Annotated in this window: 14 protein-coding genes and 2 pseudogenes; 12 read left to right on the forward strand and 4 right to left on the reverse strand. The window is 74.8% G+C overall.

Going from position 1 to position 17,113, the window contains the following annotated elements; translation table 11 throughout:
• The first annotated feature begins 56 nt into the window (after nt 1-56).
• The 3 genes from lipB to nadE are packed head-to-tail and all read left to right on the forward strand — an operon-like array spanning nt 57 to nt 1,937.
• Nucleotides 57-698 (forward strand): lipoyl(octanoyl) transferase LipB, encoded by a 642-nt coding sequence (lipB, locus tag B0E53_RS03880; protein WP_107074697.1) that lies wholly within the window; start codon nt 57-59, stop codon nt 696-698.
• A 5-nt stretch (nt 699-703) separates the two neighbouring features.
• Complete coding sequence (locus B0E53_RS03885; RefSeq protein WP_107074698.1) at nt 704-1,096, forward strand: VOC family protein; 393 nt, start codon at nt 704-706, stop codon at nt 1,094-1,096.
• A gap of 16 nt (nt 1,097-1,112) precedes the next feature.
• Nucleotides 1,113-1,937 carry an ammonia-dependent NAD(+) synthetase gene (nadE, locus tag B0E53_RS03890; RefSeq protein ID WP_107074699.1) on the forward strand — a complete coding sequence of 275 codons (825 nt, stop codon included), beginning with the start codon at nt 1,113-1,115 and terminating at the stop codon, nt 1,935-1,937.
• Between the two features lie 48 nt (nt 1,938-1,985).
• Here the strand turns inward: nadE and aspS are convergent.
• Nucleotides 1,986-3,273 (reverse strand): annotated as a pseudogene (gene aspS / locus B0E53_RS03895) (aspartate--tRNA(Asn) ligase).
• Nucleotides 3,274-3,633: 360 nt separating this feature from the next.
• On the opposite strand from aspS, the gene lipA reads away from it, so the two are divergent.
• From lipA to B0E53_RS03930, 7 genes and pseudogenes are all read left to right on the forward strand, one after another.
• A complete protein-coding gene (lipA, locus tag B0E53_RS03900) occupies nt 3,634-4,680 on the forward strand; it encodes a lipoyl synthase (protein WP_168215211.1) in 1,047 nt (348 codons plus the stop codon).
• Between the two features lie 60 nt (nt 4,681-4,740).
• Nucleotides 4,741-6,413: pseudogene (locus B0E53_RS03905) on the forward strand (DUF423 domain-containing protein).
• Nucleotides 6,414-6,435: 22 nt separating this feature from the next.
• Nucleotides 6,436-7,233 carry a peroxide stress protein YaaA gene (gene yaaA, locus B0E53_RS03910; protein ID WP_168215212.1) on the forward strand — a complete coding sequence of 266 codons (798 nt, stop codon included), beginning with the start codon at nt 6,436-6,438 and terminating at the stop codon, nt 7,231-7,233.
• A gap of 108 nt (nt 7,234-7,341) precedes the next feature.
• Nucleotides 7,342-8,007 (forward strand): hypothetical protein, encoded by a 666-nt coding sequence (locus B0E53_RS03915; RefSeq protein WP_107074701.1) that lies wholly within the window; start codon nt 7,342-7,344, stop codon nt 8,005-8,007.
• A 998-nt stretch (nt 8,008-9,005) separates the two neighbouring features.
• Nucleotides 9,006-9,848, forward strand: a complete 843-nt coding sequence (locus B0E53_RS39030) for a hypothetical protein (protein ID WP_246835212.1) — start codon at nt 9,006-9,008, stop codon at nt 9,846-9,848.
• A complete protein-coding gene (locus tag B0E53_RS03925; RefSeq protein ID WP_348639642.1) occupies nt 9,824-11,635 on the forward strand; it encodes a S8 family serine peptidase in 1,812 nt (603 codons plus the stop codon). The genes B0E53_RS39030 and B0E53_RS03925 overlap by 25 nt, the downstream gene beginning before the upstream one ends.
• A 163-nt stretch (nt 11,636-11,798) precedes the next feature.
• On the forward strand, nt 11,799-12,710 hold the full coding sequence (locus tag B0E53_RS03930) for a TAXI family TRAP transporter solute-binding subunit (protein WP_107074722.1): 912 nt from the start codon (nt 11,799-11,801) through the stop codon (nt 12,708-12,710).
• A gap of 7 nt (nt 12,711-12,717) precedes the next feature.
• Here B0E53_RS03930 and B0E53_RS03935 read toward each other — a convergent pair whose 3' ends face one another.
• Nucleotides 12,718-14,172 carry a HAMP domain-containing sensor histidine kinase gene (locus B0E53_RS03935; protein ID WP_107074703.1) on the reverse strand — a complete coding sequence of 485 codons (1,455 nt, stop codon included), beginning with the start codon at nt 14,170-14,172 and terminating at the stop codon, nt 12,718-12,720.
• Between the two features lie 10 nt (nt 14,173-14,182).
• The gene (locus B0E53_RS03940; RefSeq protein WP_210405911.1) at nt 14,183-14,851 is read right to left on the reverse strand and encodes a response regulator transcription factor; all 669 of its coding nucleotides are present in this window, start codon (nt 14,849-14,851) and stop codon (nt 14,183-14,185) included.
• A 109-nt stretch (nt 14,852-14,960) separates the two neighbouring features.
• Between B0E53_RS03940 and B0E53_RS03945 the strand changes: the two genes are divergently transcribed.
• Entirely contained in the window at nt 14,961-16,214 is a 1,254-nt protein-coding gene (locus tag B0E53_RS03945; RefSeq protein ID WP_246835213.1) for a glycosyltransferase family 39 protein, read from the forward strand.
• Between the two features lie 17 nt (nt 16,215-16,231).
• Here the strand turns inward: B0E53_RS03945 and B0E53_RS03950 are convergent, their stop codons facing one another.
• Entirely contained in the window at nt 16,232-16,543 is a 312-nt protein-coding gene (locus B0E53_RS03950) for a hypothetical protein (protein WP_107074704.1), read from the reverse strand.
• A 113-nt stretch (nt 16,544-16,656) separates the two neighbouring features.
• Here B0E53_RS03950 and B0E53_RS03955 point away from each other — a divergent pair, with 113 nt between their 5' ends.
• Nucleotides 16,657-16,995 carry a DUF952 domain-containing protein gene (locus tag B0E53_RS03955; protein ID WP_107074725.1) on the forward strand — a complete coding sequence of 113 codons (339 nt, stop codon included), beginning with the start codon at nt 16,657-16,659 and terminating at the stop codon, nt 16,993-16,995.
• Nucleotides 16,996-17,113: the final 118 nt, after the last annotated feature.

Genomic DNA, 17,113 nt, shown 5'->3' on the forward strand with positions numbered 1-17,113 from the left:
GGCCGGTGGCGCGGCTCACGCGGGTCGACCGTGGGCTGCGGGACTAGGGTGGAGCCGTGAGCGTGACTACTTCCGGATTGAGCGCCGTCCGTGCGGGGCTGCTCGACTACCAGGCCGCCTGGGACGAGCAGCGGCGGCTGCACGAGGCCGTGGTGGCCGGCGAACAGGGCGACACCGTGCTGCTGCTGGAGCACCCCAGCGTCTACACCGCCGGCAAGCGGACCGAGCCGTGGGACCGGCCGGTGGACGGCACCCCGGTGATCGACGTGGACCGCGGCGGCAAGATCACCTGGCACGGGCCGGGGCAGCTGGTCGGCTACCCGATCGTCAAGCTGCCCGACCCCGTCGACGTGGTGGCGTACGTCCGGCGCACCGAGCAGCTGCTGATCGACGTCTGCGCCGAGTTCGGGCTCGCCGCGGGGCGGGTCGAGGGGCGCAGCGGGGTCTGGGTGCCGGAGGACGACCGGGGGCCGGCCCGCAAGGTGGCCGCCATCGGCATCCGGGTGGCCCGGGGCGTGACCCTGCACGGCTTCTCGATCAACTGCGACTGCGACCTCGGCCACTTCGACCGGATCGTGCCGTGCGGCATCCGCGACGCCGGGGTCACCTCCCTGACCGCCGAGCTGGGTCGCCCGATCACGGTCGCCGACGTGCTGCCGGTGGTCGAGCGGCACCTGTCCACCCTGGTCCAGGTCTGACCCCGGTGCGGATCGATCTCGTCACCCTCGTCGTCGCCGACTATGACCCGGCGATCGACTTCTTCACCGAGGTGCTCGGCTTCGAGCTGGTGGAGGACAAGCCGTCGCTGACCAACGACGGCCGGCCGAAGCGCTGGGTGGTGGTCCGGCCGCCCGGCGGCGGCACCGGGCTGCTGCTGGCTCGCGCCGACGGGGAGCGGCAGGCGGCGGCGGTCGGTGACCAGACCCACGGCCGGGTCGGCTTCTTCCTCCAGGTCGACGACTTCGACGCCACCTACCGGCGGATGGTCGAGGCGAAGGTCGAGTTCGTGAAGCCCCCGCGCACCGAGCCGTACGGGCGGGTCGCCGTCTTCCGCGACCTCGCCGGCAACCCCTGGGACCTGCTCGGTCCCGCCTGACGAGGAGAAACCCCCGATGACCGACGTGATGTCGACCCGCCGGCGGATCGCCGAGGAGCTCCAGGTGCCGGCGACCTTCGACGCCGCCGAGGAGATCGAGCGGCGGGTCGTCTTCCTGGCCGACCGCCTGGTCGACACCGGCCTGACGACGCTGGTCCTGGGCATCAGCGGCGGCGTGGACTCGACCACGGCCGGCCGGCTCTGCCAGCTCGCCGCGGAGCGGGCCCGCGCCGCCGGCCACCCGGCCGTCTTCATCGCCATGCGCCTGCCGTACGGGGTGCAGGCCGACGAGCACCACGCCCGGGCGGCGCTGGAGTTCATCCGGCCGGACCGGCTGCTCACCGTCGACGTCAAGCCGGCCGCCGATGCCGCCCTGGACGCGCTGGTCGCCGCCGGGGTGGCCTTCCGCGACGCCGCCCAGCAGGACTTCGTGCTCGGCAACGTCAAGGCCCGGCAGCGCATGATCGCCCAGTACGCGGTGGCCGGCGCGGCGGGCGGCCTGGTGGTCGGCACCGACCACGCCGCCGAGGCGGTCACCGGCTTCTTCACGAAGCACGGCGACGGCGCGGCGGACCTGGTTCCGCTGACCGGGCTGACCAAGCGGCGGGTGCGGGCGCTCGCCGCGGCGCTCGGCGCCCCCGCCGAACTGGTCGGCAAGGCGCCCACGGCCGACCTGGAGAGCCTCGCCCCGGGCAAGCTCGACGAGGACGCGCTCGGCCTGGCCTACGAGCACATCGACGACTACCTGGAGGGCCGACCGGTGCCGGCCGAGGTGGAGGCGGCGCTGGTGGAGCGCTACCGGGCCACCGAGCACAAGCGCCGGCTCCCGATCGCACCCTGACGCGACGCCCGGCGGAAGGGGCCCCGGTCGACCGGGGCCCCTTCCTCCTCAGGGCGTGAGGCGGTGCAGGTCGCGCGGGAAGGCGGTCACCTCGCGGACGTTGGCCGCGCCGGTGAGCCGGGCGACGAAGCGTTCCAGCCCGATGGCGAAGCCTCCGTGCGGCGGCATGCCGTGCCGGAACGCGTCCACGTACCCGGCGTACGGCTCGACCGGCTCGCCGCGGGCCGCCAGCGCGGCCAGGTAGTCCTCGTACCGGTGCAGCCGCTGCCCGCCGGTGACCAGCTCCATCCCCCGGAACAGCAGGTCGAAGCCGTTGGAGTGGGTCGGTCGGGCCGGGTCCGGGTGGGTGTAGAACGGCCGCTTCGCCATCGGGTACCCGGTGACGAAGAGGAAGTCCGAGCCGTGTTCGCGGCGCGCCCACTCCCCCAGCGCCCGCTCGTGCGCCGGGGCTAGGTCCGGCTCGTCGGCCGGTGCCCCGGCGATCTTCAGCGCCTCGGCGAAGTGCACGGCCGGGATCTCGGCGGGCACCCCGGGCAGCGCCAGACCGAGCGTGGCGAGCGCCCCGCCGGCCCGCGCCGCGACCTCGGCCAGCATCCCGGCCAGGGTCTCCCGCAGCACGGCCATCACGGTCCCGGTGGTCGGCCACGAAGCCCAGCTCGACGTCGAGCGAGGTGTACTGGGCCAGGTGCCGGACGGTGTCGTGCGGCTCGGCGCGGAACACCGGCTCGACCTCGTACACCCGCTCGAAGACGCCGACCATGAGCTGCTTGTAGAACTGCGGCGACTGGGCCAGGTACGCGGGCCGGCCGAACCAGTCCAGCGCGAACACGTTCGCCCCGCTCTCGGTGGACGAGGCGACCACCTTCGGGGTGTGGATCTCCACGAACCCGCGGGCGTCGAGGGCGGCCCGGAAGCCGGCCACCGCCGCCGCCGAGATCCGCAGCGCCGCCGACCGGGTCGCGTGGCGCAGCGCGGTCGGGGCGTGGTCGAGCTGGGTGGGCAGGGTGGCGGTGAGCGCCGGCCGGTACAGGTCGAACGGCGGCGGGACGGCGGGCGGGCCGAGTGGGCGTACCGTCGGCTCGGCCAGCTCGACCCCGGCGGGCGCGGTGGCGTTCGCGACCACCGTGCCGACCACCTCGACGACGGTCTCCTCGGGCAGCGACTCGACGGCCGCGCGCACCGCCGGGTCGGTGACCACCACCTGGGCCAGGCCGGCGGCGTCCCGCACGATCAGGAAGGCCACCGACTTGAGCAGCCGGCGGCGGTGCACCCAGCCGGCGATCCGCACGGTCGCGCCGACATGGTGGGTGAGCTCGGAGGACAGGATGCGTTGCACGGCGGTTACCTCCTTGGTCAGTCGCAACGCGATCCCCAGGGAGGTGTGGGCGAGCGGGAAGCCTCGCGGTGCCACCACACCTTCGCCCCCGCCGGAACGGGGGCCTCGTTCGTCGCCTTTTCACCGGGGCCAGCCGGGCGGGTTCTACTGGGCGGGCGGACCGCCGTTCTTCCCGCAGCTCGGGAGGGTCTTCGCGGGGCCGGCGCCAGACCGCCTCACAGCAACCGGCGGCTCTCTGGGCTGGCGGATCGGCCCGCTACTCGGCTCCGTCGCAGCTTTGTCGGGGAGGCTAGCACCCGGACCCGGCCCGTGTGACGCCCATTTTTCGCCACTGGTGTCCGGTGTCACAGCGATTCGGGCGTGACGGCCGTCGCCCGTCGTTCATCGACCGCCACCGACCGGCGTAGGCTCGGTTTTGTGACGATCGAGCACTCCGCGCCGAGGACCGAGCCGGCAGCGCGCACCGCGACGGTCGCCCCCGAGGGGCGGCGCATGCTGCGGATCGAGGCGCGCAACGCCGAGACGCCGATCGAGCGCAAGCCGCCGTGGATCAAGGTCAAGGCCAAGATGGGCCCGGAGTACACCCAGTTGCGCGGGCTCGTCTCGCGCGAGGGGCTGCACACCGTCTGCCAGGAGGCCGGCTGCCCCAACATCTACGAGTGCTGGGAGGACCGAGAGGCCACCTTCCTCATCGGGGGCGACCAGTGCACCCGGCGCTGCGACTTCTGCCAGATCGACACCGGCAAGCCCGCCGAGTTCGACGCCGACGAGCCCCGCCGGGTCGCCGAGTCCGTCGCCGCCATGGGTCTCCGCTACGCCACCATCACCGGCGTGGCCCGCGACGACCTGCCCGACGGCGGCGCCTGGCTCTACGCCGAGACGGTCCGGCAGATCCACGCCCTCCAGTCCGGCTGCGGCGTCGAGCTGCTGATCCCCGACTTCAACGCGGTGCCCGAGCAGCTCGCCGAGGTCTTCGGGTCCCGCCCCGAGGTGCTGGCGCACAACGTGGAGACCGTGCCGCGGATCTTCAAGCGGATCCGCCCGGCGTTCCGCTACGAGCGCTCCCTCGACGTGATCCGCCAGGCGCGCGCCGCCGGCCTGGTCACCAAGAGCAACCTGATCCTCGGCATGGGCGAGGAGCGGGCCGAGGTCTCCCAGGCGCTGCGCGACCTGCACGAGGCCGGCTGCGAGCTGATCACCATCACCCAGTACCTGCGCCCCTCCCCCCGGCACCACCCGGTCACCCGCTGGGTCAAGCCGGAGGAGTTCGTCGAGCTGCGCGAGGAGGCCGAGGAGATCGGCTTCGCCGGCGTGATGAGCGGCCCGCTGGTCCGCTCGTCGTACCGGGCCGGACGGCTCTACCAGCAGGCGCTCGCCGCCCGCGACGAGGTCGTCGCCGCCGGCTGAGGCCGGCCGTCCACCGCGTCGCCCACCGCCGGCCACCCGCCGGATGCCATGATCCCAGGGATGACCGCCGGGGTACGCCAGGAGCCGCGCGAGGCCACCCGCCCGCGTGCGCCCCGGCGTACCCGGCTGCCGGCGCTGCTCGCCCTGCTCGTCGGGCTGGGCGGGGTCGGCTACCGGCTGGCGCTGCTGCTCGCCGACGCGCCGCCCACCAACAGCGACGAGGCGACGATGGGGCTGGCCGCCCTGCACATCGCCGGCGGCGAGGGCTTCCCGGTCTGGTTCTACGGGCAGGCGTACATGGGCACGCTGGAGGCGTACCTCGCCGCGCCGCTGGTCGCCCTGGCCGGGCCGTCGGTGCTCGTCCTGCGGCTGCCCACCCTGGCGCTGTACGCCCTCTTCCTCGCCCTGTCCTGGCGGCTCACCCGCCGGCTCGGCGGCGACCGGTGGTTCGCCCTGCTCGTGGTCGGCTTCCTCGCGCTCGGCTCGGACCGGGTGGTGAAGAACCAGCTCATCGCCGGGGGCGGCTACCCGGAGCTGAACCCGGCCGGCGTGGCGCTCGCCCTGCTCACCGTGTCGCTGTGCGCCGGCGCGTCCGGGGCGCGGTTGCCCCGGTGGGCGGCGTGGGGCCTGGTGTCCGGGCTGATGCTCTGGGTGGACCCGCTGGTGCTGCCGTACGTCCTCGGGACCGGCGCGGTGCTGCTGGCGTGGCGGCGGCGGGAGCTGGCCGGGCCGGCGGGACTGGTCCTGGCCGGCACGCTGCTGCTGGGCGCGGCGCCGATGCTGCTGGACAGCCTCCGGCACGGCCGCAACCCGCTCGCGGCGGTGCTGGCCGCCAGCGGCGGGTTTCCGCGCCCGCTTCCCCGGCCTCCGCGCCCGCTTCGGGGGCGGATCTTGGCGAGTTGCCGTTCGAGGCGAACGGTAAGTCGCCAAGATCCGGCGGCGGCGACGGCCGCAGGGTCTCGGCGGCGGTGCGGCTGGCGCTGCTCGCCGCGGCAGCGGCGGTGCTGGCGGCCTACGCGGCGAGCAACGCGGCCGGGCGGACCCCGATCGAGAGCGCCCGCTACCTGTCCGTCCTGGCGGTCGCCACGCCCGCCCTGCTCTGGCCGCTCCGGTCCGCCGCCCGCCGGGCCGGCCTCTGGCCCTCCCCCCGCCTCCCCGGCGAGGTGGCGGGATCAGACCGACCCGTACACCGCCACCTCGGCGAGGTGGCGGGATCCGACCGGCCCGGACACCGCCACCTCGGCGAGCCGGAGCCCATCGATCGCCCAACCGGCGGCCGGATGCGGACCCGGGTGGCCGGGGTGGCGGCGGTCGCGGTGCTGGCGGGGATGCTCGGCACCGGGGCGGTCGCCACGGCGGGCGTGATCGGCGGTGTGCCGGCCACCCACGCGGAGGCCGACCGGCACCGCGCGCTCGTCGACACCCTCGGCGCGCTGGGCGTACGGCAGGTGCGCGGCGGCTACTGGACCTGCAACCGGCTGATCTTCAACACCGGCGAGGCGGTCGTCTGCGCGGTGCTCGACGGCGACCTGAGCCCGGGGCAGAACCGCTATCCGGCGTACTGGAAGCGGGTGGGACGGGCGGCCCGGCCGGGGTACGTGCTGGCCGTCGGCTCGTCGGCCGAGCGCGGGCTGCGCCGGCTGCTCGGTGACCGGGCCGACGCGGCGGTGGTGGCCGAGGTCGGCGGCTATCGGGTGTACCACCCGGATGCCGCCGTGCGGCCGTGGCGCTGAACCCGGGCCGTACGCTGTGCCGATGCTCATCCTGCTGCCCCCGTCGGAGGGGAAGGCCGAGGCCGGCACCGGCCGGCGGCTGGACCTGTCGAAGCTCTCCCTGCCGGAGCTGAACCCGGCCCGGGGCGAGGTGCTGGCCGCCCTGGTCGACCTCTGCGGCGGGCCGGACGAGGCGGCGGCCCGCGAGGCGCTGGGCCTGAGCGAGGGGCAGCGCGGCGAGCTGCGGCGCAACGCGCGGCTGCGGGCGGCGGCCACCGCGCCGGCCGGGCGGATCTACACGGGGGTGCTCTACGAGGCGCTCGACCTGGCCACCCTGCCGCCGGCGGCGGAGCGGCTGGCCCGCCGCTCGGTGCTGGTCAGCTCGGGCCTGTGGGGCGCGGTACGCCTCACCGACCGGATCCCGCCCTACCGCTGCCCGGTCGGGGCGCGGCTGCCGGGCATCGGGGCCCTGTCGGCGTACTGGCGCACGGCGCTGGCGGAGGCCATGGCGGTGGCCGCCGGGAAAGGCCCGGTGCTGGACCTGCGCTCCGGCGCGTACGCGGCCACGTGGGCGCCGCGCGGGGCGGTCGCCGAGCGCACCGTGACCGTGCGGGTGCTGCACGAACGCGAGGTGGACGGGGCGCCGTCCCGGTCGGTGGTGAGTCACTTCAACAAGGCCACCAAGGGCCGGTTGGTCCGCGACCTGCTCACCGCCGGGGCCCGGCCGCGCACCGCCGACGCGCTGGTCGGAACGCTGCGCGAGCTGAAGTACCAGGTCGAGGAGCAGCCGCGGGCGGCCGGCCGCCCCCGCCAGGTCGACGTGGTCGTCACCGAGCTCTGAGGGCGGCTTGCCGCAAATTTTGCTCAAGGCTCGGGCGCAGCGGTTTCGCGGCGCGGACGGCGGGGGCCACGGTTAGGGAACCCCGACACCGACCAAGGAGCTGTTCCGATGGCCCCCGAGTCCACCACCCTGCTCGACCGGCCCCGCCAGTCGTCACCACCCCCGCCACTGGACTGGCTCACCCTGGCCGACGCCTTCGAGGTCGCCTGCCTGGTGCGCTGCACCCCGCCCCCGGCCACCGGCGCCCGCCGGCCCGACGTCGGGGCGTACCGGGGCGGGATCGCCGAGTTCAACCGGGAGGACGCGGCGCGCCGGATGCGGCAGCTGCTGCACCGGCTGGACGTGCCGGTGGACCACGAGCTTGCCACGGGCGGCCTGCGCCGCCGGTACGAGCTGCACCGGCTGTCGGTGCCCCGGGGGCACCGGGCGGCGTACGCGACCCTGTTGGAGGCCGGCTGGCGGCAGGGCCGCCGGGAGCTGCTCGGCGGGCCCTTCCCCGGGGCGTCCACGGCCCGCCGGGTGTGGCGGCCCCGGCTGGCCGCCGCGGCGTGGCGAGCGGCGCTGCTGGCCGGCGGTCGGCACGTACGCCGGCACAGCCTCGGCATCCGGCTGGCCGACCGGGACCTGGCCGCGGTGCTGGTCCGGGGCGCGACGCTGCTGGAGGTCCCGGCGGTGCTCCGGCCCGGCGCGGGCTGCTTCCTGGTGAGCGTCGCCAACGGCCCGCACCGGGTACGGATCACCGAGAGCGCCGCGGTGGCCCGGGCGGCCTGCTGAGCCACGCCGTACCGCGGCAACACGCACGCAACAGCGCCCGGCTAGCGTCCGTTCCGTTGCGCCGCGACCCGCGGGCCGACACGTCACCGAAAGTGTGGATACAGCTTGCTTCGCCCCAGCGCCGACCATGCGGTCCCGCCCGCACCGGGGTGGCACACCGGTGACGTGCGACAGCTGGCGGCCCTGCTGCGCGAACACCGGATGGCGGCGCGGCTCAGCCAGGAAGCGCTCGCGGAGACGGCCGGGGTGGCCGTGCGGACCGTACGCAACCTGGAGGGCTCCCGGATCGCCCGGCCGCGTCGCCGGACCGTGGAGGAGCTCGCCAACGCGCTCGGCCTGACCGGCGAACCGCGCGCCCGGCTGCTCCGGACGGTGCACGGGATCGCGCCGGCGCCGGCCTGGCAGCACAGCAGCCTCCCCCCGGTGGTGTCCGACTTCGTCGGTCGGCGGGCCGAACTGGACCAGCTGGTCGCGCAGGCACGGTGCCTCGCCGAACAGCCGGGCAACGCCACCGTCGTGATCAGCGGCCAGCCGGGCGTCGGCAAGACCAGCCTGGTCGTGCGCGCCGCGCACGCCCTCGCGGCGGAGATACCCGGTGTCGCGTGCCACGTCGACCTGCGCGGCATGGACCTGGCGCCACTCTCGGCCGACCGCGCGATGGAACAGCTGCTCACCACCCTCCGTGGCGGCCAGGGCGGGCCGTTGCCGCCCGGACCGGGCGAACGGCTCGCCCTCTACCGGATGCTGACCGCCACCCGTCCCGGGCTGCTGGTGCTCGACAACGCGGCCACCGAGGCGCAGGTACGACCGCTGCTCCCGACGGGTCCCGGCTGGCTGACGCTGGTCGCCAGCCGGTTCAGCCTCGGCGGGCTGGAGAGCAACGCCCGGCTGCGCCTGACGGACCTCGACGAGGCCACCGCGACGAGGCTGATCGAGGAGATCGTCGGCGCCGATCGGGTGTCAGCCGAACCGGAAGCCACCGCCGAACTCGTCCGGCTGTGCACCGGACTGCCCTCGCCCTGCGGGTGGCCGCCAACCGGCTCGCCTCCCGCCCGTCCTGGAGCGTCGGCTGGCTGGTCGAGCGGATCCGCGACGAGGCCCGCCGCCTCGACCTGCTGCATCCCGGCGACACCCGGCTCCGCGCCGGGTTCAGCCTGTCGTACGACCAGTTGCCGGAGATCGCGCGGCGGACCCTGCGCCGGCTCGCGTTGCTGCCCTGGCCGGACTACTCCGCCGCCCCGGTGGCGCAGTTGCTGGGGGTCGACGTCCGCGCGGCCGAGGCGGCGCTGGAGACGCTGGCGGACGCGAGTCTCCTGTCACCGGCGGCGGCGCCCGGCCGTTACCTGCTGCACGATCTGCTTCGGGTCTTCGCCGCCGAGCGCCTCGCCGCCGAGGAGCCGCCGGCGGATCGCGACGAGGCCGCCGCCCGGGTCCGGGCGTGGTTGCTCGGGATGGTGGAGGTCGCCGGCCGATGGCTCGACCCCGACCCCCGGCGGGAACCGGCCGCCGACACCGGGTTCGGCGGCGTCCATGCCGCCGTGGCGTGGCTCACCGCCGAGCGGCACGGCTGGTGGTGGGCCGTGCGGCAGGCCGCGGCGAGCGGGCGGCACCGGAACGTGATCGCGGCCGCCGAGGGGCTCTACTGGTACTCGGACCGCTACCACCACGTGATTGACTGGTCCGAGCTCTTCGGCCTCGCCGTCACCAGTTGGGAGACCGGGCACCGAACACCCCGATCGGCACCGCCTTCCTCAACGCCACGCTGGCCGGGGTCTTCGTCTCGGCGTCCGCCGGCAACGACGGCTTCAGCGGCGCGATCAGCAACGCCCAGCCGTGGGTGACCACGGTCGGCGCGGCGGTGACCAACGTGAACGAGGGGACGGTCCAGCTCGGCAACGGCACCAAGATCGTGGGCGCCTCGCTGGACGTTCTCCCCGGTGGCCAGCCCCGCCCGTTGGTCTTCGGCGAGCAGGCCGGCAATGTGGAAGACGGCTCGGCGTACTGCTACGGCCTGGACCGGGCGAAGGTGAAGGACAAGGTGGTCGCCTGCGCCCTGGACCACCCGTACGACCAGGTGGCGGAGGCCAAGGCCAACGGTGCCGCGGCGCTCATCCTCTTCGACCCCTGGGGCAACTTCCGGGTCAACTCGATCTACGACTTCCCGGTGCTCTACCTGAACACCAAGGAGCAGGCCGGCAAGCTCTTCAACTACCTGATGCGCCACCCGACCGACGGCACCGCGCTGGTCACCTCCGGCGGTGACGGCTCCAGCGTCCCCGGCGTGCCGAGCGTCGCGGACTACTCGTCCACCGGGCCGGACAAGACGCACAACGGGCTCATGAAGCCCGACCTGGTCGCGCCGGGCACCGACATCATCGCGGCCGTCTCCCCGCCCGGTAACTTCGGCCGGCAGTACGACGCGTACTCGGGCACCTCGATGGCGGCCCCGCAGGTGGCCGGCGCGGCCGCCATCCTGCGGGCGCAGCACCCCGACTGGTCGCCCGGAGCGGTCGCCTCGGCGCTGCGGACCACCGCCACCGACACCGTGGGCACCGACAACCCGCTGGCCCAGGGCAGCGGCATGCTCGCCCTGGACCGGGCCGACGACCCGGGGCTGGTCATCGAGCCGGCCGCCGCGGACCTGGTCGCGTTCGGTGCGGCCGCGCAGCCGGACGGCCGGGACCTGAACCTGCCGTCGATCTCGCTGCGCGAGTACGACGGGACCAAGCAGGTGACGCTGACCCGCAAGCTGACCAACGTCGGCGGCAAGCAGGAGACGTACCAGACCTCGGTCACCGGGCTGCCGGGCATGCAGGTCAACGTGTCGCCGAAGGTGGTGACGGTGCCACCGGGCAAGACCGCCACGGTCACCATCACGCTGCGGCGCGGCAGCGCGCCGTGGGACCGCTACGTCACCGGCGCGATCACCTGGCGCAGCGCTGCCCACCAGGTACGGATTCCGGTCGCCGCGCGCCCGTGGGGCATCTCCCCCCGGATCTACGACGACAACCTGGAGGAGTTCGGCCGGCTCGTCAACGGCGCCTACGGGTGGATGGAGCCGGGCTTCACCGGCAAGATCTCCGGCCGGTCGACCGGCTACACCCCCGTGCAGTGGGACTCGTACTCGATGCCGACGGTTGTCAACGGCGGGGTCTTCGACCCGGAGGCCCTCGGGGTGCGGGCGCACACCTTCACCGTGCCGGCGGGCAGCGCCGGGATCGTGGTGCAGACCGCCACCGACGACCCGAACGCCAACCTCGACCTCTGGCTGTACAAGGGTGACAAGCTGGTGTACCGGAGTGCCGCCGCCTGGCACAGCAGTGAGCGGGCCTGGGTCTTCATGCCGGAAGCCGGCACCTACACGGCGTACGTCTTCGCGCAGGCCACCGGCGGCCCGACCGTCGACTACCGGCTCGGCCACGTGATCCTCAGCCGCGACGGCCACTACGCCCCCGCCACGCTGGAACTGCCGGCCAGGGTGGAGCGGGGCACGACCCCGTCGTACAAGCTCCGGCCGAACGCTCCGCTGGAGGAGAACGTCGAGTTCTGGGCGTACACCGAGTTCTCCATCAACGGGGAGGTGGTCCCCGGACATCTGGCCTCCACCACGCAGTACTTCTGGGAGTGACGCGCTGATCCCGGATTCGGTGGGGCGGAGCCGTCGGCTCCGCCCCACCGCGCCCGCCGGACGGTCGGCCCGGCGGGCTTGCGCGCCGGGCCGTGCACGGCGCACAGTGCAGCCCGTGAACCGACACTGGCCTGTGCCCGGCCGACGCCGGACCGCCGCCCCGATGGCGCTGGCGCTGCTGCTGGTGTCGGCGCTCGCCGGCCTGGCCGGCTGCCGGGACGCGCCGACCGAGCCGGTGCGGATCCGGATCGCCACCGGTAGCCCCACCGCGGTCTACCACGCCTTCGGCCAGTCGCTGGCCGCCCTGCTCAACCGGGAGCTGCAGGGCGTGCGGGCCAGCGTGGTGGTCACCGCGGCGTCCGCGCAGAACGTCCGGCTGGTCGGCTCCGGCGAGGCGGAGCTCGGCTTCACCCAGGCCGACGTGCTGCCGCCGCACGCACCGGAGCACCCCACGGTGCTCGCCGTGGCCCGGGTCTACGACGACCTGCTGCACCTGGTCACCACCGCCGGCGGCCCGGTACGCACCCTCGCCGACCTGCGCGGAAGGCGGGTGTCGGTGGGCGCCGACGGCTCCGGCACCGAGGTCACCGCCACCCGGCTGCTCACCGTGGCCCAGCTCGGCGGCAAGGTGGTCCAGGAGCACCTCGGCCTGGACGACTCGGTGGCGGCGCTGCACGCCGGGCGGATCGACGCCTTCTTCTTCTCCGGCGGCCTGCCGGTCCGCGGCGTCGCCGAGCTGGCCGGGCGCACCTCGATACGGATGGTCGACCTGGGCGACTGGACCGAACCGCTGCGCAGCGGCTTCGGGCAGGTCTACGTGACCCGGGACATCCCCCGCTCGGTCTACGGGGCGGACCCGGTCAGCACGGTGGCGAACCCGAACTACCTCATCGTCCGCGCCGACCTGCCGAAGGAGCTGGTGCGCGAGGTGACCCGGCTGCTGATGGAGCGCCGGGAGGAGCTGGCCGCCGCGCACCCGGCGGCCGGCCGGATGAGTCCCCGGGCCGCGATCGTCACCACCCCGCTGCCGCTGCACCCGGGCGCGGCCGACTGGTACCGGGCCACCAAACCCTGAGGCGGGGTCAGCGCCGCCCGACCTCGGAGCCGACCGGTTCGACCGGGCCGTCGCCGAGCGCCGCAGCGGGATCGTCCGGCTCGGCCGGCTCGTCGTCCGGGGCCGGGAACCACAGCTCGGCGACCAGCCCCCGGGGCTCGCCCTGGCGCATGGTCAGCCGGCCGTCGGAGGCGTCGACCAGCACCGCGACGATCGTCAGCCCGAGCCCGGCGCCGTCCACGTTCTGCACGTCCGGGGCCCGCCAGAACCGCTCGGTGGCCTGGTCGAGCTGGCTGGCCGTCATGCCGGGGCCGGTGTCCCGCACCTCCAGGGCGGTCCCGCCGTCGGCCGGCCGTACGGTCACCGTCACCGCTCCCCCGGCGCCGCTGAACTTGACCGCGTTGTCGATCAGCGCGTCGAGTGCCTGGTCGATGGCGGTCGGCACGGTCCGGGCGTACGCGGGCGCCCCGGTCGTGTCGAGCGCGAGGGTGACCGACCGGTGCCGGGCCAACGGCAGCCAGGCCGCCACCCGGGAGGCGGCGATGCCGGCGGCGTCCACGGTGACCCGCTGGTTCTCCTCCCGCTCGGCCCGGGCCAGGGTGAGCAGCGCGTCGAGCACGGTGGCCAGCCGGTCGGTCTCCTCCAGCGCCAGCTGGTGCTCGGCCCGGCCGTCGGGGTCGGTCAGGCTCGGCCCCAGCTCCTCCACCCGCAGCCGCAACGCGGTCAGCGGGTTGCGCAGCTGGTGGCTGGCGTGCGCGACGAACGCCCGCTGCCGGTCCATCACGTCCGAGACCGCGTCGGCCATGTCGTTGAAGCTGGTCGCCAGCCGGCGCAGCTCGGGCGGGCCGAGCCGGGGACGGACCCGGGCCCGCCGGTGCCCCTCGGCGATCTCGTGAGTGACCGCGTCCAGCTCGGTGACCGGGCGCAGCACCCAGCCGGCCAGCCCGAACGCGGTCGAGACGCAGGCCAGCACCGCGAGCAGGCCGATCCCGGCGAGCAGCAGCCACCAGGCGGTGACGGTGCGGCGCACCTTGGCCGCCGGGGTCGTGGTGACCACCGCGCCGAGCACCTCGCCGCCGTCGTTGATCGGGACCGCCACCACCAGCGGCCCGTCCACCCAGGGCCAGACCGACTCCGGCCCGCTGAACTGCTGCCCGGAGAGCGCGGTGACCAGGGCCGGGTCGGTGCCCGCGCCGAACTCCCAGCGGGCCGAGGCGACCACGGTGCGGCGGTCCCGGTCCACCACGGCCGCGCCGACGCCGTAGAGGTCGTCGTAGGCGGCCAGTTCCCCGTCCAGCGGGCCGGGGGTGCCGCCGCGCAGCGCCGGGCCGGCCAGCGAGGCGAACCGGGTGGCGTCGGCGAGCCGGTCGGCGCGGACCCGGTCGGTCTCCCGGCTGGCCAGGGTGGCCGCCAGCGGGGTCTCCAGGGCGAGCAGCACCAGCACCATCAGCAGCAGGTAGCTGATCACCAGCCGGCGGCGCACGACGACCCCCTCACTCGCCGCGGAGCCGGTAGCCGACCCCGCGGACGGTCTCCACCAGCGTCGGGTCGCCGAGCTTGCCGCGCAGCGAGCCGACGTGCACCTCCACGGTGTGCCGGTCGGCCCAGGTGGTGCCCCAGACGTCGAGCAGGATCCGGTCCCGGGGCACAGCCACCCCGGGCTGGCGGGCCAGCGAGAGCAGGATGTCGAACTCCTTGCGGGTGAGCGCCACCGGCCGGCCCGCCACGGTGACGGTCCGGCCGCTCACGTCGATGCGGACGGCGCCCGCCTCGATGAGGTTGCGCTCCGGCACGGTGTGCGCGGCCCGGCGCAGCACCGCCTCGATCCGCGCCTGGAGTTCCACCATCGAGAACGGCTTGACCACGTAGTCGTCGGCGCCCAGCCGCAGCCCGAGCACCCGGTCGCGTTCCTCGCCGCGGGCGGTCACCGCGATGATGCCCAGCTGACTGCTGCGCCGGCGCAGCTCCCGGCACAGGTCGGTGCCGTCGCCGTCGGGCAGGGTCAGGTCGAGCAGCACCAGGTCGCACGGGGCGGCGGAGAGCGCGGCCTCGACGGTGGCGGCGTGCTCCACCTCGTACCCGCGCCGGGTCAGCGCGGACGACAGGGCGCCGGCCACCCGACGATCGTCCTCGACCAGGAGGATCCGCACCCGTGCCTCCATCCGCTCGACGTGCTGCCCTGCGAATGGTGGCAGACATGGCCCGGCGGGGGGAGACCCCGGGCGCACCGTGGAAACCGGAGACACCGTCGGTGAGCTATGGTTCCGCCTTGTGTCCGCAGCTGCTGCTACACCGGAGTCCCCGGTCACCGACCCCGCCGACGCCGCCCCTGCCGCCGGCCACGAACGTCCCGGCGGCACCGGTGGCTCCGCCGACGCGGGCGGTGGGGCGGACGAGCGCCCGGGCCTGTGGCGGCGGTACCCGGCCGCGACCGCGCTCGTGCTCTACGCCCTGCTCCGGCTCAGCGGTCTGATCATCCTCACGATCTTTGCCCACCGGGCGGGGGCCGACTTCTGGGCCTTGCTGAACGGCCGCTTCGACGCACTGCGGTACGTCCAGGTAGCCGAGGACGGGTACGACAAGGGCCTGACCGCCGACCACCCGGAGGTGTTGAAGAGCAATCTGTCCAACCTGCCGTTCTTCCCGCTCTATCCGGGCCTGATCGCGTTGGTCGCGGCGGTCACCCCGTTCTCCGCCCCGGTCTCGGCGCTGATCGTGTCGTGGACGGCCGGGCTGGCCGCCGCGTGGGGCATCTACGCCGTCGGCGCGCACGTCGCGTCCCGCCGGGTCGGGCTGATCCTGGTCGCCCTCTGGGCGCTCCTGCCGCACGCCGTCGTGCAGAACATGGCCTACACCGAGACGATCTTCACGGCGCTCGTCGCGTGGACGCTGTACGCGCTGCTGCGCCGGCAGTGGCTGACCGCCGGCCTGCTCTGCCTGGTCGCTGGCCTGTCCCGGCCCACCGCCACGACGGTGGTCGCCGCCGTGGGGTTGACCGCGCTGGTGGCGATCGTCCGTCGCCAGGACGGCTGGCGGCCGTGGGCGGCGGCGGCGCTCTCCCCTCTCGGCTACCTGGGCTACCTGGCCTGGGTCAGCGCCCGCCTGGGCCGGGTCGACGGCTACTTCTACCTCCAGGAGAAGACCTGGCGGATCGGCTTCGACGGCGGCGCCTCGACGTTCACGGCGTTCAAGCAGGTGCTGACCGAGCCGGAGAGCCTCGTCTCCTACATGTCCACCCTGCTGATGGGCCTGGCCGTGGTGCTCATCGTGCTGCTCGTGTCGCACCGGTACCCGCTGCCCCTGGTGGTCTACTCGATCGCGTTCTTCCTCATCACCATCGGGACGGAGAACTACTACTGGGCGAAGGGCCGCTACCTGGTTCCGGCCTTCACCCTGCTCCTGCCCATCGCCGTCGGGCTGGCGAAGGCCCGCCGGAGCACCCTTCTGACGGTGCTCGGGTTCCTCCTGCTCGCCTCGGGTTGGTACGGCATGTACCTGAGCCTGGTCTGGCACGCGTCGCCCTGACCCCTGACCGGCCGCCGTCAGATGCCGAAGACCTCGTCCGCGGTGGCGTCCCGGACCCCGTCGGTGAAGCCCCGGAAGCCCGGGTCGGCGTGGCTGGCCGGCACGCTCGTCACGTTCTCGCCGGTGGCCTCGGCGACGGCGTCGACCAGCGGCGGAAAGTCGATCTCGGCGTCGGTGAAGGCGTCGTCGTCGGCCTGCCCGAGGTTGATCACCTGCTGGACGTCGTCGGTCGGAGTGTCCGGGTCACCGGCCCAGTCGGCACCGGCCCGGTAGCACTCGTCGTAGACGCCCCGCTGGCCGTCGGTCCAGTCGTCGTCGTAGCTCTGCATGCCCACCCCTCCGCGGCCGCCGCACCCCGAGCATGCCGGCTCCGGGCGGGCGGCCGGGGGCGTACGCCGGAACCGGCCCACGGCGGGCGGGCGCCGGTCTCTAGGCTGCGGTGGTGATCTACAAGATTCTGGCCACCAGCGAGTGGGAGCAGGCGCAGGCGGCCGGGCGGTTCACCGGCACCGCGATGGACCGCCAGGACGGCTTCATCCACCTGTCGGCGGCAGACCAGGTGGTGGAGACGGCCCGCCGGGTCTTCGCCGGGGTCACCGGCCTCACGCTGCTCGCGGTGGACGAGGCGCGGCTCGACGACGCGCTGCGCTGGGAGGTGTCCCGGGGCGGCGCGCTCTTCCCGCACCTGTACGCCGCGCTGCCGGTCGACGCGGTGCTGGCCGCGCACCCGCTGCCCGCCGACCGACCCGCCGCCGACGCGGTGGCGGAACTGGTCGCCTGACGGCTCGTTATGCTGCGTCGAGCCCGCGCGCCGGCTCCGCGAGTCCGGCGCGGCCGGGTGGTCCTGGCCCGGCCGGGCGCGCGGCGGTCAACCGGCGCGGCCGCCCGGCACCGACGGC

This window comes from Micromonospora sp. MH33, from assembly GCF_003013775.1.
In the GTDB taxonomy this organism is placed as follows: domain Bacteria; phylum Actinomycetota; class Actinomycetes; order Mycobacteriales; family Micromonosporaceae; genus Micromonospora; species Micromonospora fulviviridis.

Bases quoted from the DNA above. Each gene is read 5' to 3' on its own strand.
- nadE (WP_107074699.1), top strand. From the start codon at position 1,113: ATGACCGACGTGATGTCGACCCGCCGGCGGATCGCCGAGGAGCTCCAG.
- yaaA (WP_168215212.1), top strand. From the start codon at position 6,436: ATGCTCATCCTGCTGCCCCCGTCGGAGGGGAAGGCCGAGGCCGGCACC.
- B0E53_RS03915 (WP_107074701.1), top strand. From the start codon at position 7,342: ATGGCCCCCGAGTCCACCACCCTGCTCGACCGGCCCCGCCAGTCGTCA.
- B0E53_RS03930 (WP_107074722.1), top strand. From the start codon at position 11,799: ATGGCGCTGGCGCTGCTGCTGGTGTCGGCGCTCGCCGGCCTGGCCGGC.
- B0E53_RS03940 (WP_210405911.1), bottom strand. From the start codon at position 14,851: ATGGAGGCACGGGTGCGGATCCTCCTGGTCGAGGACGATCGTCGGGTG.
- B0E53_RS03950 (WP_107074704.1), bottom strand. From the start codon at position 16,543: ATGCAGAGCTACGACGACGACTGGACCGACGGCCAGCGGGGCGTCTAC.